15 protein-coding genes are annotated in these 16,416 nt (G+C 62.8%); 12 read left to right on the top strand and 3 right to left on the bottom strand.

All coding sequences use genetic code 11. From position 1 onward, the window contains the following. Nucleotides 1-13: 13 nt before the first annotated feature. The 9 genes from P3T24_RS15715 (at nt 14) to P3T24_RS15755 (ending at nt 8,825) form a co-directional block, all read left to right on the top strand. Entirely contained in the window at nt 14-820 is an 807-nt protein-coding gene (locus P3T24_RS15715) for a hypothetical protein (RefSeq protein WP_429435860.1), read from the top strand. Nucleotides 821-949: 129 nt separating this feature from the next. Beyond that, nucleotides 950-1,996, top strand: a complete 1,047-nt coding sequence (locus P3T24_RS15720) for a LacI family DNA-binding transcriptional regulator (protein WP_429435863.1) — start codon at nt 950-952, stop codon at nt 1,994-1,996. 245 nt (nt 1,997-2,241) lie between these two features. Continuing rightward, complete coding sequence (locus tag P3T24_RS15725) at nt 2,242-3,186, top strand: substrate-binding domain-containing protein (RefSeq protein ID WP_074265138.1); 945 nt, start codon at nt 2,242-2,244, stop codon at nt 3,184-3,186. 19 nt (nt 3,187-3,205) lie between these two features. Then, nucleotides 3,206-3,997 (top strand): ATP-binding cassette domain-containing protein, encoded by a 792-nt coding sequence (locus P3T24_RS15730; protein WP_429435866.1) that lies wholly within the window; start codon nt 3,206-3,208, stop codon nt 3,995-3,997. Further along, entirely contained in the window at nt 3,994-5,013 is a 1,020-nt protein-coding gene (locus P3T24_RS15735) for an ABC transporter permease (protein ID WP_429435869.1), read from the top strand. The genes P3T24_RS15730 and P3T24_RS15735 overlap by 4 nt, the downstream gene beginning before the upstream one ends. Before the next feature lie 3 nt (nt 5,014-5,016). Beyond that, the gene (locus P3T24_RS15740) at nt 5,017-6,111 is read left to right on the top strand and encodes a phosphotriesterase family protein (RefSeq protein WP_429435872.1); all 1,095 of its coding nucleotides are present in this window, start codon (nt 5,017-5,019) and stop codon (nt 6,109-6,111) included. A 116-nt stretch (nt 6,112-6,227) separates the two neighbouring features. After that, nucleotides 6,228-6,989, top strand: coding sequence for a glutamine amidotransferase (locus P3T24_RS15745; RefSeq protein WP_074265141.1), 762 nt, complete (start codon nt 6,228-6,230; stop codon nt 6,987-6,989). Nucleotides 6,990-7,001: 12 nt separating this feature from the next. After that, entirely contained in the window at nt 7,002-7,979 is a 978-nt protein-coding gene (locus tag P3T24_RS15750; RefSeq protein WP_429435874.1) for a ribokinase, read from the top strand. A gap of 6 nt (nt 7,980-7,985) precedes the next feature. Further along, complete coding sequence (locus P3T24_RS15755) at nt 7,986-8,825, top strand: BtpA/SgcQ family protein (RefSeq protein ID WP_429435876.1); 840 nt, start codon at nt 7,986-7,988, stop codon at nt 8,823-8,825. A gap of 50 nt (nt 8,826-8,875) precedes the next feature. On the opposite strand, the gene P3T24_RS15760 is transcribed toward P3T24_RS15755, so the two are convergent. Both P3T24_RS15760 and P3T24_RS15765 read right to left on the bottom strand, forming a co-directional pair. Beyond that, nucleotides 8,876-9,274, bottom strand: coding sequence for a PPC domain-containing DNA-binding protein (locus P3T24_RS15760; protein ID WP_429435879.1), 399 nt, complete (start codon nt 9,272-9,274; stop codon nt 8,876-8,878). A 24-nt stretch (nt 9,275-9,298) separates the two neighbouring features. Next, nucleotides 9,299-9,784, bottom strand: a complete 486-nt coding sequence (locus P3T24_RS15765) for a hypothetical protein (RefSeq protein WP_429435881.1) — start codon at nt 9,782-9,784, stop codon at nt 9,299-9,301. Nucleotides 9,785-10,027: 243 nt separating this feature from the next. Between P3T24_RS15765 and P3T24_RS15770 the strand changes: the two genes are divergently transcribed. Further along, nucleotides 10,028-11,596, top strand: a complete 1,569-nt coding sequence (locus P3T24_RS15770; protein ID WP_074266126.1) for an amidase — start codon at nt 10,028-10,030, stop codon at nt 11,594-11,596. On the opposite strand, the gene cls is transcribed toward P3T24_RS15770, so the two are convergent. Then, complete coding sequence (gene cls / locus P3T24_RS15775) at nt 11,597-12,859, bottom strand: cardiolipin synthase (RefSeq protein WP_429435883.1); 1,263 nt, start codon at nt 12,857-12,859, stop codon at nt 11,597-11,599. Nucleotides 12,860-13,108: 249 nt separating this feature from the next. Between cls and P3T24_RS15780 the strand changes: the two genes are divergently transcribed. Beyond that, complete coding sequence (locus tag P3T24_RS15780; protein ID WP_429287509.1) at nt 13,109-14,506, top strand: MFS transporter; 1,398 nt, start codon at nt 13,109-13,111, stop codon at nt 14,504-14,506. Nucleotides 14,507-14,911: 405 nt separating this feature from the next. Continuing rightward, on the top strand, nt 14,912-16,396 hold the full coding sequence (locus tag P3T24_RS15785; protein WP_074265147.1) for an MFS transporter: 1,485 nt from the start codon (nt 14,912-14,914) through the stop codon (nt 16,394-16,396). Nucleotides 16,397-16,416: the final 20 nt, after the last annotated feature.

The following is a 16,416-nucleotide window of genomic DNA, read 5'->3' on the forward strand; positions in this document are numbered from 1 at the left end:
ACTGGAGTTGTCAATGACCGATCGCGAGACGCTGCATCCGTTGCGCCCCTTGCTGAAGAACTACGTGTGGGAGCATGGCAAGATCGGCACGCGCTATCTCGACTGCAGCAACGGCAAGATCAAGTTCGACGACGGCAAGAAGTCGCGCTTTGCCGCTGAAAAATACATCTACGTGCCGCTCGGCAAAGACGCCGTCGACGACCCGCAGATCGACGGTCCCTCGATCCAGGAAGCAGCGCTCGCGCGCTTCCTGCGCGCCGCCCAGCTGGGCAAACCGGAAGAAGCCGGCTCGCCGGCAGATGTGCAGCGCGCAGCGCAAGACTGCATGGAACTGGCCGTGTTCAGCGCCTATCAACGCGAGGCACACGAAGCCCAGGCGCGCTACGCCGAGGAAGCGATGTTCGACGACGAAATCCGCGCGGCGGTGGTGAGCGATATCCGTCGTCTGTACGCGGGCATGCGCGAGCATCTCGCACTCTACGACTTCACGGTGCTGCTCGGTTTGCCTGCACCGCTGCTCTTTAGCGACATGCCCTTCATCGACTGGCGGGTGCGCGTCAAACCCGCGCTACCGCTCGTCTCGTTGCCGCTTGGACCTTACTCGCTGCTGGTGGGAACGCCCTCGGGCCGCACCAGCAAAGTGGCGCCGGTGATGTGGAAGACAGCAGCCTCCATGGGCGTATTGAAGGACCACAACCGCCTGATGGTGGAAGGCGCACACCAGTGGCTGGTGGCCACCTCGGACGACCAGCTCGTCGCGTTGCAGGAGCGCTTTCGTCCCGCAGAACCGGACGCAACGCCCAATGCAGCGCAACCGTAACAGCAGCATGCCGCTCTGCCGCGCGCCTGACCCGGGCGCGGCTTTCAGGCGCTCCACAGACTGCCCAGATGAACCAGGCGCAAAAGCGAGGCACGGTACACTAAGCCGAACATTCCGGGAACCGCTCAATTGGCAAAAGTCTCAACGATCCGCGACGTCGCCGAATTGGCCAACGTGTCCAAGGCCACTGTCTCGCGCTACCTGAACGGTACGCTCTCGCTGCCGCCGGAAACAAAGAAACGCGTCGACGATGCCGTTATCGCACTCAACTATCGGCAAAACAGTCTCGCGCGCCGCCTGAGCCTCGGCAGCAGCGAAACGATCGGCCTCGCCATGCCCGACGTCGCCAATCCGTTCTTCGCAGAGCTCGCCGACGCCGTCGAGGAAGCCGCCTCGGAAGGCGGCTTCGGCCTCTCGTTGTGCATCACACGCAATCGCCTCGAACGCGAAGCGCTCTATCTGAGCTGGCTCGACACTCGCCATCTCGACGGCCTGATCTTCGCAACCAACCGTCCCGACGACGGCTCGCTCAGGCAACTGATCGGCGAGCGCGGCAACATCGTGCTGATCGATGAAGACGTGCCGGGTGTCGATGTGCCAAAGGTATTCGTCGACAACAGCGAGGGGGGCTATCTGGCCACGAGGCATCTGATCGACGCGGGCCATACGCGGATTGCCCACGTCACCGGGCCGGAGCCGCTCCTCACCGTGCGCGAGCGCTACGAAGGCTATCGTCGCGCGCTCGACGAAGCCGGCATCCCGCTTGACCCTTCCCTCGTACTGTTCGGCGCCTATGACCGCAGCTTCGGCGAGGCAGCCGCGGCTGAGCTGGCCTCGCGCGAATTCCCGCCAACCGCCGTATTCGCCTCCAGCGATTACCTCGCGGTCGGCATGCTCGAAACGCTGCGCGACAGAGGTCTGGATGTGCCGGGAGACATGTCGATCGTCGGCTTCGACGACATGGAGTTCGCCAGTCTGCTGATGCCGCCGATTACCACCCTGCGGCAGTCCGCACGCGAACTCGGCCGCGCCGGCGTGGCCATCCTGCTCGCCATGCTGGCCGGCGACAGCGACGCCCCGTCCCTTTCGCCCGACGCCACGCCCGGCAAACCGGTCCACCGTCTGCCGGTGCGCCTGATCGAACGCGCCTCGGTGGCGCCTCCACGCAAACGGTAGCCGCGCACCGCAGACCGCCAGGCATAGGCCGTCAAGCGAGTCCTCCATGCAAACCAAGGCGCTCCTAAGTAGTTTCCCTTGGTCTTTATTGAAAACATTGACACCGAAATACTCGCCACTTACTTTTGATAAACCGGTTTACAAGAAGGCGGACGCGATGTCGGTTGCGTCCTTGAAAGTCTTTTCCACTCCCCGGGGCAGTCGCTTTGCGCGTGCTGTCCCGACCACCCAGAAAAGGAATTTCGATGAACGCAGCTATAGCTTTGCGCCGTCTCGCCGTCACTGTGCTCGCGCTCTCGACGCTCGGCGCCAGCGGCCTCGCCTGTGCCGCAGGCAAAAAGATCGCCCTCGTGCAGATCAACCAGGAAGCGCTCTTCTTCACCCAGATGGATGAAGGCGCGCAGAACGCGGCGAAGGCGGCCGGCGTCAACCTCGAGATCTACAACTCGAACAACGACCCGAACGCGCAGAACAACGCGATCGAGACGTACATCCAGCAGAAAGTGGACGCCATCCTGGTGGTGGCAATCGACGTCAACGGCATCAAACCGGCCATCACCGAAGCGAAAAAAGCCGGTATTCCGGTGGTCACCATCGACGCCATCGTGAACGGCGACAACTCGGTCCAGGTCGGCGTGGACAACAAGAAAGTCGGCGTGGACATCGGCAAATTTACGGCTAACCTGATCAATAAGTCGCTTGGCGGCAAGGCGCAGATCGGCGTGGTCGGGGCGTTGAATTCGTTCATCCAGAACGTCCGGCTCGACGGCTTCAAGGAAGGCGTCGCCAGCGCACCTGGGGCGAAGATCGTCGCCACCGTCGACGGCCAGAACGTTCAGGATCAGGCGCAAACTGCAGCAGAGAATCTGATTTCGGGCAATCCGACTCTACAGGTCGTCTATGCGACCGGCGAGCCGGCCCTGATCGGTCTGGTGGCCGCGGCGCTTTCGCAAAACGCGACCGATCATCTGAAAATCGTCGGCTGGGATCTGAGCGCGCAGGCCATCAAGGGTATCGACTCGGGCTTCGTTGCCGCTGTCGTCCAGCAGGATCCGGAAGGCGAAGGCAAGGCGGCGGTCGGCGCTGCGCTCAAACTGATCAACAAGCAGCCGGTCGAAAAGAATATCTCGGTGCCGGTCACGATCGTCACGAAGGCGAACGTCGACAAGTACCGCGCGATTTTCAAGTAAGCCGGCAGAGGACACGCACATGAACAGCGACGCCATCCCTCCACGCGTACGCATGGAGAACATCACCAAAAGCTACGGCGCGGTGCAGTCGCTGCGCGGTGTGAATCTGGAAGTGGCGCCCGGCGAGGTGCTGGGTCTCGTCGGCGATAACGGCGCGGGCAAGTCGACGGTCTCCAAGGTGCTGTCCGGCGCGGTGATTCCCGATAGCGGCACGATCGAGATCGACGGCAAGCCGGTCCGTTTTGCGGATCCCGGCGACGCCCGCGCGCATCGCATCGAAATGGTCTATCAGGACCTGTCGCTGTGCGACACCGTGGATGTCGCCGGCAACCTGTTTCTGGGCCGCGAACCGATGCGGCGTCTGCTCGGCGTGCCGATGCTCGATCACGCCAAGATGCACCACAATGCGCGCGAGATGCTCAACGGCCTGGGCATCCGCATTCCGGACACGCGCCTCGATGTCGAGAATCTCTCGGGTGGTCAACGGCAGGCCATTGCGATTTCACGCGCGGCGTCGTTCGATCCGAAGGTGCTGATCATGGACGAACCGACCGCGGCACTGGCCGTAGCGGAAGTCGAAGCCGTGCTCGAACTGGTGCAGACCATCAGCAAACGTGGTGTGAGTGTGATTCTCATCAGCCATCGTCTGCAGGACATGTTTCTGGTTTGCGACCGGATCAGCGTGATGTACGAAGGCCAGAACATCGCGGAGCGCAAGATTGCCGACACCAATCTGGAAGAGATCGTCGACCTGATCGTCGGACGCAAATTCAAGGCACGCTCGGCGCGGGCTCTTGCGGAGAACGAATGATGGAAATCGCCATGCATAAGGAGAAGGATCAGCAGGAACAGAAGGCGTCGCGGCGCTCGTTCAGAAACCGGCTTGGCGGTAATGCCGGGGTTGCCAGCATCGCGGTGTTCTTCCTGTGCTGCGCGGTAGCCTTCAGTTTCGCGACCGATACCTTTCTCACCACGGGCAATCTGCTGAACGTGTTGCGCCAGAGCGCCCCGCTGCTGATCGTGGCAACCGCGATGACGCTCGTGATTACCACCGGCGGCATCGATCTGTCGATCGGCTCGACCCTCGCGCTGGTCGGCGCGCTGGCCGCTATCGCGCTGCATGCGGGCGCACCGGACAGCGTGGTGCTGATTGGCGGCATCCTGCTCGGTGCGTTTATTGGTGCTATCAACGGCTATTTCATCGCATGGGCCGGTATGCCGGCGTTTATCGTGACGCTCGGGACGCTCTCAGTGGTGCGTGGTCTCGCGCTGCTGATCACGCAGGGCTATTCGGTACCGATCGAAAACGACGGCTGGTTCGTGCAACTCGGGCGTGGACATCTGCTCGGCGTGCCGATGCCTGCGGCAATCTCGATCGTGATTCTGCTCGCCGGATGGTTCGCACTGCGTCACATGCGTTTCGGGCGATACGTGGTCGGTATAGGCACGAACGCCGAAGGGGTGCGGCGTGCAGGTGTCAACGTACGCGTCGTTACTTTGAAGGTCTACATTCTGAGCGGCGCGGCCGCCGGGCTGGCTGGTCTCATCACCACCGCGCGCCTGGGCAGCGGCTCATCAAATCAGGGCGTCGGTTTCGAACTCGCGGTCATCGCCGCCGTCGTGCTCGGCAGTACGAACCTGTTCGGTGGACGCGGCACGATTCTCGGCACCCTGCTCGGTGCACTGACCATCGCCGTATTGGGCAACGGCCTGATCCTGATCCACGTGTCGCCGTTCTACACGCAGATCATCCAAGGCGCCATCATGCTGCTCGCTATCTGGATGAACACGCGCATTTTCACGCCGCAACGCGGCCGCAAGGGTTGAGTCATGACGTCGATCTTTCGCCCGGTTGATCCGCTGCCGGTCGGCGTAGATAGCGGCCACGTAATGACCGTGCTCGGACCGCTGCCAGTCGCACAGATGGGCGTGACGCTGATGCACGAGCACATTCTGCTGGATGCGTCGGGCAAGTGGGTACCGCCGACCTGCTGCGGCGAGCGCGAGATCGGCGAGCAGAAGGTGCATATCGGCATTCTCGGCGCGTTGCGGATGAACCCGCTGATGAACCGCGACAACTGCCAGTTGTTCGACGTCGAAGCCGCGATCGATGAACTGATGCGCTTTCGCGAACTCGGCGGCAATACGGTGGTGGATCCGACCAACCTCGGCATCGGCCGCGATCCGGCTGCCTTGCAGAAAATCGCGCGGCGTACGGGCCTGAACATCGTCATGTCCACCGGTTTCTACCTGGAGCCGACGCATCCGCGCTACGTCAGCGAGCGCTCCATCGACGATCTGGCCGCGCAACTGATTTTCGAAGTCGGCGGTGCAGACGAGAAGCCCGAAGTGGTGGCCGGCCTGATTGGCGAAATCGGCGTGTCCGCGGCTTTCACCGCGCACGAAGAGAAATCGTTGCGGGCAGCCGCGCGCGCCAGCGCGGCGACCCACGTGCCGTTGTCGATCCACCTGCCCGGTTGGGTGCGGCACGGCCACCGTGTGCTCGATATCGTCGAACAGGAAGGCGCAGACCTGAATCACACGGTGCTGTGCCACATGAATCCGAGCCACATGGATACGGAATACCAGCACGCGCTCGCGCGTCGCGGCGCGTGGCTCGAATACGACATGATCGGTATGGACTACTACTATCCCGAGGAAGACGCGCAGTCGCCGTCGGACGAAGAGAATGCGCGGGCAATCAGGGCGCTGATCGACGCGGGCTTCATCGACCGTTTGCTGATGTCGCAGGACGTGTTTCTCAAGACCATGCTGACGCGCTATGGCGGCCATGGTTATGGCTACATCCTCAGGCATTTCGTGCCGCGGCTACGACGCCACGGTGTGACGGCCCCGCAAATCGAAACGCTGATGATCGCCAACCCGGTCAAGGTCTTTTCACGGCAACGCGAGGCAGGCAGATAGACAGATGCACAGGCAGACCGCTTTCGACGCGTGTCTGCCCGCTCAACAGTAAACCGGTTTTACGCAGCGCATGCCGCCGCCGACACGGCCGCCCGCGCGCCCAACAGGAGATTCGCATGACCCGATCCGTATTGCTGGCCGGAGAGAGCTGGACCAGCACGTCGACACACATCAAGGGATTCGATCAGTTTCCGACGGTGACGTATCACAACGGCGCGACGCTGTTTCTCGACGCATTGAAAGACAGCCGCTATGCGATCACGCATATGCCGAGCCATGAAGCACAAGAAGAATTTCCGACCACGCTCGAAGGCCTGCTAGCGTATGACGCGATCATCCTGTCCGACATCGGCGCCAATACGCTGCTGCTGCATCCGGACACGTGGGCGAAGAGCCAGCGCACGCCGAATCGCCTCAAACTGCTGCGCGAGTATGTGGCGGCCGGCCGCGGGCTGATGATGATCGGCGGTTATCTGAGCTTTCAGGGCATCAACGGCAGTGCGCGGTTTCGTGGGACGCCCGTTGAGGATGTGCTGCCGGTTACTTGCCTGCCCTATGACGACCGGGTCGAGGTGCCCGAAGGATTTACGCCGCAGGTGGTGGCTTCGCATCCGCTAGTTGAAGGCCTCGGCACTGCGTGGCCGCATCTGCTCGGTTACAACGAAGTGCAGGTCAAGCCTGGGGCGACTGTCATTGCCACCGTGCCGGAGACTGGCCATCCACTGCTGGTTGCGGGTACCTTTGGTCAGGGCCGTTCGCTGGCATGGACGAGCGACATGTCGCATCACTGGCTACCGCCGGAGTTCTCCGCGTGGGATGGCAATGCGCGGCTGTGGCTGAACTGCCTCGACTGGCTTACGTCGACAGCGGCGCACTAGGCTCTCGCTGTCATGCGCGCAGATATCCCGTTGGCTCACACGACGTTCGACGCACTCAACCCGGCGCCGCGTGTCTGCGTAGTCGGCAATGCGGCGCTCGATCTGAGCCTGCGCGTCGAACGCCTGCCGGTGGCGGGCGAGACTTCGCTCGCCGTCGAAACGCTCTACGATCTGGGTGGCAAGGGCGCCAATCAGGCCGTGGTCGCGGCACGCGCAGGCACACCGACACAGTTGTTCGCAGCGGTCGGTCAGGATGCCGAAGGGGATCGCATCGTTGCACAGTTGAGTGCAGAAGGTATCGACACCCGCCACATGATGCGTGCGCCCTACCCGACCGATCTGTCCATCATCACCGTGGATGGGCGCGGCGAGAACACCATCGTCACGCGTAACGAAGCCGCCGCCCGTTACGGTCCCGAGGCAAGCAGCATCGTCGATGCGACCCGCGCCGGCGACTGGATCGCCTTGCAGGGCAACCTGAGCGCGGACTTCACGGCGCAGATGCTGAGCGCCGCTCGGCTCGGTGCGCGCCGCACGCTGCTCAATCCCGGACCGGTGTGTTTCGATTGCGTGCCGATGCTTGGCGATGTCGACGTGCTGGTAGTCAACCGCGTCGAGGCGACAACGCTCAGCGCCCACGAAGATCCGGTGCGCGCTGCCGCGGCGCTGCTGCATGCAGGTGCCCGCGAGGTTTGTGTCACGCTCGGCGCGCAAGGCGTGTTGTGGTGCAACGAGCGCGGCACGCAGCATCTGCCCGCCATGCCAACGACCGCGATCGATACCGTAGGCGCTGGCGATGCTTTTTGCGGCACGCTACTCGCTGCGTTCGGCCACGGCCTGGCGATGCCATTGGCGTTGCGCTGGGCTCAGGCCGTTGCCGCCGTCGTCGTCACACGGCGCGGTGCGCAAGCCAGCTTTCCCGACCGCGCAACGATGCGCGATCTGCTTCTTTCCGTCCCACCCTTGGCCTCTCCCACTCAGGTAAGTTGAATCGATATGGACACTTCTTCTGGCGTCGGACGCGGGCAGACCGACTGCATCAAGCGGATCTTCGGACGCGCCCGTGGCGTGGTAATTGGCGTGATCCACTGTCCGGCCTTCCCTGGCTCGCCGCGATATCAAGGGGCATCGAGTCAGGCGCTATACGACGGAGCGCTTGCCGATGCGCTTGCGTATCGCAACGGTGGCGTCGATGGTCTGATCATCGAGAATCACGGTGATGTGCCGTTCTCCAAGCCCGAAGACATCGGGCACGAAACCTCGGCATTCATGGCGGTGACGGCCGATCGCATCGCGCGCGAAACCGGCCTGCCCATCGGCATCAACGTTCTGGCGAATGCGGCGATTCCTGCGCTGGCTATTGCCGCCGCGAGCCAGGCGGCGTTCGTGCGCGTCAATCAGTGGGCCAATGCGTACATTGCGAACGAAGGCTTTATCGAGGGCGCGGCCGCCAGCGCCTTGCGTTACCGGGCGCGCCTGCGCGCGGACGGCATTAGCGTGTTCGCCGATGCGCATGTCAAACACGGTGCGCACGCCATTGTCGCGGACCGCGCGCTGGAGGAACTGGTGCGCGACGTCGAATTCTTCGATGCGGATGCCATCATCGCCACCGGGCAGCGCACGGGAGACGCCGCGAGCGCTGATTATCTGCGGCAAATCCGGGCGGCGACGAAACTGCCGCTGCTGGTGGGGAGCGGCTGCACTGAAGGCAATGTCGCGGAGATTCTTTCTATCGTGGACGCGGTGATTGTCGCGAGTTCGTTGAAGGTGGGGGGCGTGTGGTGGAATCCGGTTGATGAGGCCAAGGTACGCGCATTTATGCAGGCGGCGCGTTAGATGCAATGCACCGCGTCACGACTCCGGCTCGCGACTTACGGCTCACGCAACTACGACTGCGGCCGGATAACCAGTTCCGCAAAGCCCGAACCCGCATCGTGCTCGCGTGAAAAACGATGCTCGGGCAGCAGCGCCAGCAATATTTCCGCCGTAGTTCGAACGATGCAGCCGCGCGTCACATGTCCGCCCAACACCTGTCCATGCGCGTCGGAAACGGACATGTGCAGATGCGCACCATCGGGTGAGATCGATCCGGCCAGCGTGAGAATCTCCATGTCGCCTCGCAACTCGGTGGGCTGATCCACGCCAGCGAAGCGCAACTGCGCGACGCTCAGACTGCCGATGCCCTGCAGCACAAAGGCCGCTTGCACACCGAACCCGCGCAGCGCGTCTTCAAGCGCGCCGCGCAGGTCATCTCCCGGAGACAAGCGCATCGGATGCGTTTGCATAGCTCGTACTCCCTCAACTACCCACTACTTCCCATTCGTCTCGCGCATATGTTGCGCGACTGCCTTGTAATCATAGGTCGGATAAAACTCCGTGCGGTAGCCGCCCCATGCGGTCTCCTCGATCGCCCGGTTGACTTCGCGTAGACGGTTTGCCGGTACACGCAACGTCACGACCTGGCCAATGCCCATCATCACATACCACGACACCACCTCGATCCCCGGCGGCGGAAAAGCCTTATAGAAACCCTGTGCACGCAGTTCGTCGTTGATTTTCGGCAACGGCCTGGATTCGTCGTGCCGCAGAAAAATAGTCAGCAGGAAGGTATCGTCACCGGCGGGCACAGGGGCCGCGGTCTCGACACCAGGTGCTCCGGGCACGCCATTGACAGCAGTCGGAGCAGCGCCAGGCGCAGCCGGGTCTGCGCTCCACGCCGGCCCGGAGATCCCGGTAGTTGCGGCAACAACCAGTACGGAACACAGCACAGTACGGCAAGTTAGCGTAATCGACATCGAGTGCCTCCATGGTCTGTATGGACACGCAGTATCGTGCCCCGGCCCTGCACGCAAAGCAATATTTGCTCCCAGCAACTGTTTCGCCTCATCCGCAGCGAGGACTTTCGCCGCCATCTAATTTTGTTAAGGTAATCTCGCGCGATTGCGAATCGCCTCGACGGCGCAGGGGCTATGGCAACGGCACGGAAGCACAGCAAGGCGTGGCGGCTTCCGCGTTCACATTTCAACAAGAACCTCACTATGAGACGACGCAGTTTCTTCGCTTCAATCGGTCTGCTGGCCTCCGCTATCACCACAAGGAATGCATCCGCCCTGCCCCCGGCCCTCGCACACGGGCACGGTGAAAACGCCCCCGATCCGTCCAGCGCCGCACAGACCGCCCGCCACTATCTGGACCGGATTGCCCGGCTCGACCGGCGCGGCCCGGAATTGCGCAGCATCATCGAACTCAATCCGGACGCACTGCAAATGGCCGCTGCGCTCGATGCCGAGCGCGCGGCCGGCACGCTGCGTGGCCCGTTGCATGGCATGCCGGTCGTGATCAAGGACAACATCGCGACGGGCGACCGCATGTCGACGACCGCGGGTTCGCTGGCGCTCGACGGCGTGCACGCCACCCGCGACGCGCATCTGGTCGAGCGCTTGCGCGCGGCCGGCGGTGTGATCCTCGGCAAGACCAACCTGAGCGAATGGGCCAACATCCGCTCAGGACGCTCGACCAGCGGCTGGAGCGGGCGCGGTGGACTCTCGCGCAACCCGTATGCCCTGGACCGCTCCACGAGCGGCTCCAGTTCCGGCTCGGCGGCGGCCGTTGCGGCGAACCTCACACGCATGGCGATCGGCACCGAGACCGACGGCTCGATCGTCTCGCCGTCGTCGATCATGGGTGTGGTCGGGCTCAAGCCCACGGTAGGACGTATCAGCCGCGACGGCATCATCCCGATCTCACACACACAGGACACACCTGGCCCGATCGCCCGCACTGTGAGCGATGCCGCGTTGCTGCTGACAGCGCTGGCCGGACCCGACCCGCGCGATCCTGCAACGCTCGGCGCGCCCGCGCCTGCCGACTATCTCGGCGCACTCGACAAAAACGCGCTGCGTGGCGCGCGCATCGGCGTGGCCCGCGAGTTCTTCAGCGGCCACGACGAAGTCGACGAAAGGATCGACTATGCGATTGCGCGGCTAGCCATGCTGGGAGCCGAGGTGATCGACCCGATCAACCTGCCGAAGGTGAACTACGACACCGAAGAACAGTCCGTGCTGCTGCACGAATTCAAGCACGATCTACCGTTGTGGCTCGCGAGCTTCGCCCCGCACGCGCAGATTCGTACGCTAGCCGATGTGATCGCCTTCAACAATGCGAACCACGAGACCGAGATGCCGTACTTCGGCCAGGAGCTGCTGATCCAGGCTGAGGCGCTGGGCGACCTCGACAGTGAGGTCTACATAAAAGCGCTGGCCGCCTGCCGCAAGGGCTCGCGTGACGAAGGCATCGACCGCGCGATCCGCGAACACAAGCTGGATGCGATTGTCGCCCCGACCGGCGGCACCGCGTGGCTGACCGATTTCATCAACGGCGACAGCAGCGGCGACGGTTTCTCCACGCCGGCCGCAGTAGCCGGCTATCCGCATCTGACAGTGCCGGCCGGGCTCGTGCGTGGCCTGCCGGTCGGTTTGTCGTTCGTCGGTCCGGCATGGAGCGAAGCGCGACTGCTGGCGCTCGGTTATGCGTTCGAACAGGCGACGCAGTGGCGCGAGGAGCCGCAGTACATCCAGCACTCGAGTATTCCGCCGGTCAGGGTTTGATCAGAGCTGGCCGTCGAGCAGCGCCGCGAGCCGCTCGACGAGCTTCTCCTTGAGCGGGCGGCGCAACCAGTCATCCAGCGTCACCCGCTCCGACTTCGCCAGGTCGTCGGCAAAAATCGCTGCCTGACGCTGCGCGAAATCGCGGTCATAGATGTTCAGGTTCGCTTCGTCGTTCAGCTTGAACGAGCGGCTATCGAAGTTGGTCGAGCCTACCGATACGAGATATTCGTCCACCACCAGCAGCTTGCAGTGAAACATGGTGGGCTGGTACTCGTACATCTCGACACCCGCCTTCAACAGATCGCCCCAGCACGCGCGCGACGCCTCGCGCACGGTATGCGTGTCGATCCGCTGACCCGGCGTGAGCACCTGCACCCTGACGCCGCGCCGCGCGGCTTCGACGAGCGCGTTGATGGTCAGCTTGTCCGGCACGAAGTACGCGCTCGCCAGATGGATCGAGTGGGTCGCCGCCGTGATCGCCATCAGATACATCAACTGCATGTCGTCGCTGCCGCCCGATGGCGAGCTGCTGAACATATGCGCGACACCGTCGCCGCAGGGTGCGATCTCCGGAAAATAGTCGGGCCCGTGCAGCACATTGCCGCTCGCCTTGACCCAGTTGTCCATGAAGACCGCCTGCATGTGCCCGACTACCGGGCCGGCGACGCGAAAGTGCGTATCGCGCCAGTGCTGCGGATCCTGCGCATGGCCGGTCCATTCGGGCGCAATGCCGACGCCACCGGTGAAACCGGTGTGCCCGTCAATCACCAGCAGCTTGCGGTGGGTCCGGTCGTTCATGCGACCGAGTCCGGTCCAGTGTGGCTTGTGATAGCGGAACACTTCGGCGCCGCTGTCATTCAGTATCTGCAGATAGCGCCGGTCCATCTTCGACGAGCCCATCCAGTCCAGCAGCACATGCACCGCCAGGCCCTCGCGCGCTTTCTCGGCGAGCGCCTGCGCAAACTGCTCGCCGATCTCGCCGGACCAGTAAATAAACGTCTCGAACGTAATGGATTTCTGCGCCGTGCGGATTGCGGCGAGCATCGATGGAAAAATCGCATCGCCGTTCACTAGCACCTCGAAGCGGTTGCCTCCGACGACGGGCGGCCCGAGCAGCAGGCCCATCGAGCGCAAAAATTGCGGATCGTCGCTGGCGTAGAGCCGCTCGATGTTGTGCTCGATCTTTTTCTCGCCGCTCGACAGGTTGGCGATCACCAGCACCACGACGAGCGTTACAAAGGCGGTCAGCAGAATCGTCAGCATGCGCGGATCCGGTTTGGCCCGCCAAGGCGAGCCGCGTGGGCAACATCAGTCTGCCAGCACGGTTTGTGCCGCACTCCGGTTGAGCATCTTCCGCGCCCTCCGCCTAGTCCGCACACGCCCCCTCGTCCTGCACCGCACAAGCGTTCGAAAACCGCATTGCGCGTTCATGTAGGGAACACTTCAGAGCAATTGTGCGCGTTCCAATGCCATAATCGCGACTTCGTAGTCCCTCTGCAGACCGTCGCACTCATGACACTTGTCCAGAAAGCGCTTCTTGCCCCGCTCATCGTCGCGTGCGCGATGTTCATGGAAAGCGTCGATGCAAATGTGATCGTGACCGCCCTACCCTCGATGGCACGCGACTTCGGCCGCGATCCGGTCACCCTCAAGATCGCCGTGACGAGTTACGTGCTCGGCCTCGGCGTGTTCATCCCCGTGTGCGGCTGGCTCGCCGACCGCTTCGGCGCTCGCACCGTGTTTCGCACCGCCATCGGCATTTTCGTGGGCGGCTCGCTGCTCTGCGCGGCCTCCAGTTCGCTCGGCACCTTCACGGTGGCCCGCTTTATCCAGGGCGTAGGCGGCGCGATGATGGTGCCGGTCGGGCGCATCATCATCTTCCGCGTGGTGCCCAAATCCGAGTTCATTCGCGCGATGAACTATCTGAGCGTGCCCGCCATGCTTGGGCCCGCGGCTGGACCGCTGCTGGGTGGCTTTATCACCACGTATCTGCATTGGCGGCTGATTTTCTTCATCAACGTGCCGGTCGGCATACTCGGCATCTATCTGACCAACCGTCATATCGTCAACACGCGTGAACCGCATCCGGGGCCGCTCGACTGGATCGGCTTCGTGCTCTCGGCAGGCGGCGCGGCTCTGTTTCTGCTGGGGCTTTCGCTGCTGGGCGGAGAAATGACGTCGAATAGCAATGCGGTTGGCATGTGCGTGTGCGGCGCATTTTTGCTTGCCATTTACGTACCCTATGCGCTGAAGGTTAAATTGCCGCTGCTCGATCTGCGGTTCTTCCGCATCCCGACCTTCCAGGCGAGCGTCGCGGGCGGTTCGCTATTCCGGATCGGGCTCGGCGCTTTGCCGTTCCTGTTGCCATTGCTGTTGCAAGAGGGACTCGGCAGGAGCGCATTCGAATCCGGCCTGATTACCTGTGCCTCGGCCTTCGGCGGCATGTTCATGCGCACCATGGCATCGACGGTCTTGCGGCGCTACGGGTTTCGTCAAGTGCTGGTCGTCAATGCTGCGTTTTCCGGCATCGCGATCGCCATTTGCGGCGCGTTCTTTCCGGGGACACCTACCTGGCTCATCTGGTTTGTGGTGCTGCTCGGCGGTTTCTTTCCGGCGCTGCAGTTCACCAGCCTGAACTCGCTGACCTACGCGGAAATCGCAAGCCGCGATGTCGGCCGCGCGACGAGCCTCGGCAGCGTCGTGCAGCAGATGTCGCTCGGCCTCGGCGTGACGATCGGCGGGATCGTCCTGCAGATCACGCGTGCGATGCACGGTCATTCGCATATTGCGTGGACGGATTTCTGGCCCGCATTTCTCGTAGTCGGACTCTGCTCGTTTGCTTCCATTCCGGTGACGCTGCGTCTGCCGCCTCATGCGGGCGAAGAGATCTCGCGGGGCAGCCGCGGGTGACGCGGATAACGCGCTACGTTTGACAATGCCATTTAACGTTTTGGCGTTTTTCGCCCCGTAACTCTGGCGGAAAACGTCGAGCGCTTCGATTACGTTATCCCTACATTTGCGTCGTTAACCTGAATGACGCCAATCTCGGCGTGCTGTTCGCCGTTTAGTTGCGGACACACGCACCCCGTTGCATCGCAGCATTCGTCTTCCATCGATCCCGCGCTGATCCCTTAGCACTCCCGCAGAGATGGGGTTTCCCCTGGCGAGCGCCCTGCCGTGGAGCCTGTCATCCGCACGACACCCGCGCGCGGCACCATGCACGTTGGCATCGCAATTCCGTGCGAGGGTAGCGCTCCGCTCATCGAACTGCACTCCAACGCGAGCGCATTAGCAACACACCACAAGGAGAGTGATATGCATGATGTGGCAGACACCGACAGCGTGCAGCGCGCCGCCGTGAAGTCGGTTCAGCAGTACATCGACGAGCGTCCGATGTGGCCAGACGGCACACGTCTTCCTTCCGTCCCGATGACCGGCATGCAATGGCGCATCTGGGCGCTCGCAGCAGCCGGCAAATTCTTCGAAGGCTTCGTGGTCTTCATGACCGGTGTGGCGTTGCCGCTGATCTCGCGCGAATTCGGCATCGGTGCTGCGCAGAACGGTCTGATCAGCGCGGCGAGCCTGATGGGGATTCTGGTGGGCGCCGTGGGTCTGGGCGGTATGTCCGATTACTTCGGGCGCAAGCGGATGTTCATCGTCGAAATGATCATCTTCGTAGCGTTCCTCGTGCTGCTGGTCGTCTGCACCAACTTCCTCTCGCTCGTGATCTGCCTGTTCGGTCTCGGTGTTGCGCTCGGCTGCGATTACCCGACTGCGCACATGATCATTTCCGAAAGCATCCCGAGTACCAGTCGCGGCAAGCTGGTGCTGGCCGCGTTCGGCTTCCAGGCGCTGGGCGCACTCGGCGGCACCGCTGTGGGCTTCCTCGTGCTGTCGACTGTCCCGAACCTCGATGCATGGCGCTGGATGTATGGCACCGCGATCATCCCGGCGCTGGCAGTGACCATCGGCCGCTTTTACATCACCGAGAGCCCGGGCTGGCTGCATATCCGCGGCGCAGTCGACCGTGCGGAAGCCGCTGCTACACGCCTGCTCGTGCGCACGCCGCAATATCCGACCAGTATCGCGCTGTCGCGCGAAATCGATAATGCCGCCACCGGTCACGGTCACGGCAGCTTTATGGCGTTGTTCGCCAAGCGCAATCTGCGCGCGACGATTCTCGCCTCGGTGCCGTGGTTCCTGCAGGATCTGGGCACGTACGGGATCGGCATCTTCACGCCGACGATCCTGGGCGCCGCGTTCGGCGCCAAGCAGGACCACGTGCGCAGCATCACCGACCTGATCCTCAACGACATCCTCGCTGCCAAGGGCGCTGCGCTGATCACGATGCTGCTGATCGTCGGCATCATCTTCGCGGTCATTCTGGCGGACAAGGTTGGCCGGATCTGGTTGCAGGTGGTCGGGTTCGTCGGCTGCGCAGCCGGATTGCTGCTTGCTTCGTTCTCCGATGGATTCGAAGGCTCGACCAAGACCGCGGTCATCTTCGCCGGCTTCATGCTGTTCAACTTCATGACCAACCTGGGACCGAACGCGCAGACCTATCTGCTGGCGGGCGAAGTATTCCCGACGGCGATTCGCGGCACAGGCGCAGGCTTCGCAGCGGCGGTCGGCAAGATCGGCGCAGTGGCGACTGCGTTCCTGTTCCCGATTCTGCTGACGGGCATCGGCACTGGGCCGCTGCTTTACATCCTCGTGGCCACATCGATTCTCGGCGCCGTGGTGACCTGGCTATTCCGCATCGAAACGAATGGTGTGAGCCTGGACGAGATTGGCCAATAGACGCGTCTTTGTACCGCCTT

The sequence above is a fragment of the Paraburkholderia sp. GAS33 genome, from assembly GCF_050436645.1.
Classification (GTDB): Bacteria; Pseudomonadota; Gammaproteobacteria; order Burkholderiales; family Burkholderiaceae; genus Paraburkholderia; species Paraburkholderia phenazinium_B.

Coding starts and splice junctions, on each gene's coding strand:
- P3T24_RS15770 (WP_074266126.1), top strand. CDS start 10,028: ATGAGACGACGCAGTTTCTTCGCTTCAATCGGTCTGCTGGCCTCCGCT.
- P3T24_RS15740 (WP_429435872.1), top strand. CDS start 5,017: ATGACGTCGATCTTTCGCCCGGTTGATCCGCTGCCGGTCGGCGTAGAT.
- P3T24_RS15730 (WP_429435866.1), top strand. CDS start 3,206: ATGAACAGCGACGCCATCCCTCCACGCGTACGCATGGAGAACATCACC.
- P3T24_RS15760 (WP_429435879.1), bottom strand. CDS start 9,274: ATGCAAACGCATCCGATGCGCTTGTCTCCGGGAGATGACCTGCGCGGC.
- P3T24_RS15750 (WP_429435874.1), top strand. CDS start 7,002: ATGCGCGCAGATATCCCGTTGGCTCACACGACGTTCGACGCACTCAAC.
- P3T24_RS15725 (WP_074265138.1), top strand. CDS start 2,242: ATGAACGCAGCTATAGCTTTGCGCCGTCTCGCCGTCACTGTGCTCGCG.
- cls (WP_429435883.1), bottom strand. CDS start 12,859: ATGCTGACGATTCTGCTGACCGCCTTTGTAACGCTCGTCGTGGTGCTG.
- P3T24_RS15785 (WP_074265147.1), top strand. CDS start 14,912: ATGCATGATGTGGCAGACACCGACAGCGTGCAGCGCGCCGCCGTGAAG.
- P3T24_RS15715 (WP_429435860.1), top strand. CDS start 14: ATGACCGATCGCGAGACGCTGCATCCGTTGCGCCCCTTGCTGAAGAAC.
- P3T24_RS15745 (WP_074265141.1), top strand. CDS start 6,228: ATGACCCGATCCGTATTGCTGGCCGGAGAGAGCTGGACCAGCACGTCG.
- P3T24_RS15780 (WP_429287509.1), top strand. CDS start 13,109: ATGACACTTGTCCAGAAAGCGCTTCTTGCCCCGCTCATCGTCGCGTGC.
- P3T24_RS15755 (WP_429435876.1), top strand. CDS start 7,986: ATGGACACTTCTTCTGGCGTCGGACGCGGGCAGACCGACTGCATCAAG.
- P3T24_RS15735 (WP_429435869.1), top strand. CDS start 3,994: ATGATGGAAATCGCCATGCATAAGGAGAAGGATCAGCAGGAACAGAAG.
- P3T24_RS15765 (WP_429435881.1), bottom strand. CDS start 9,784: ATGTCGATTACGCTAACTTGCCGTACTGTGCTGTGTTCCGTACTGGTT.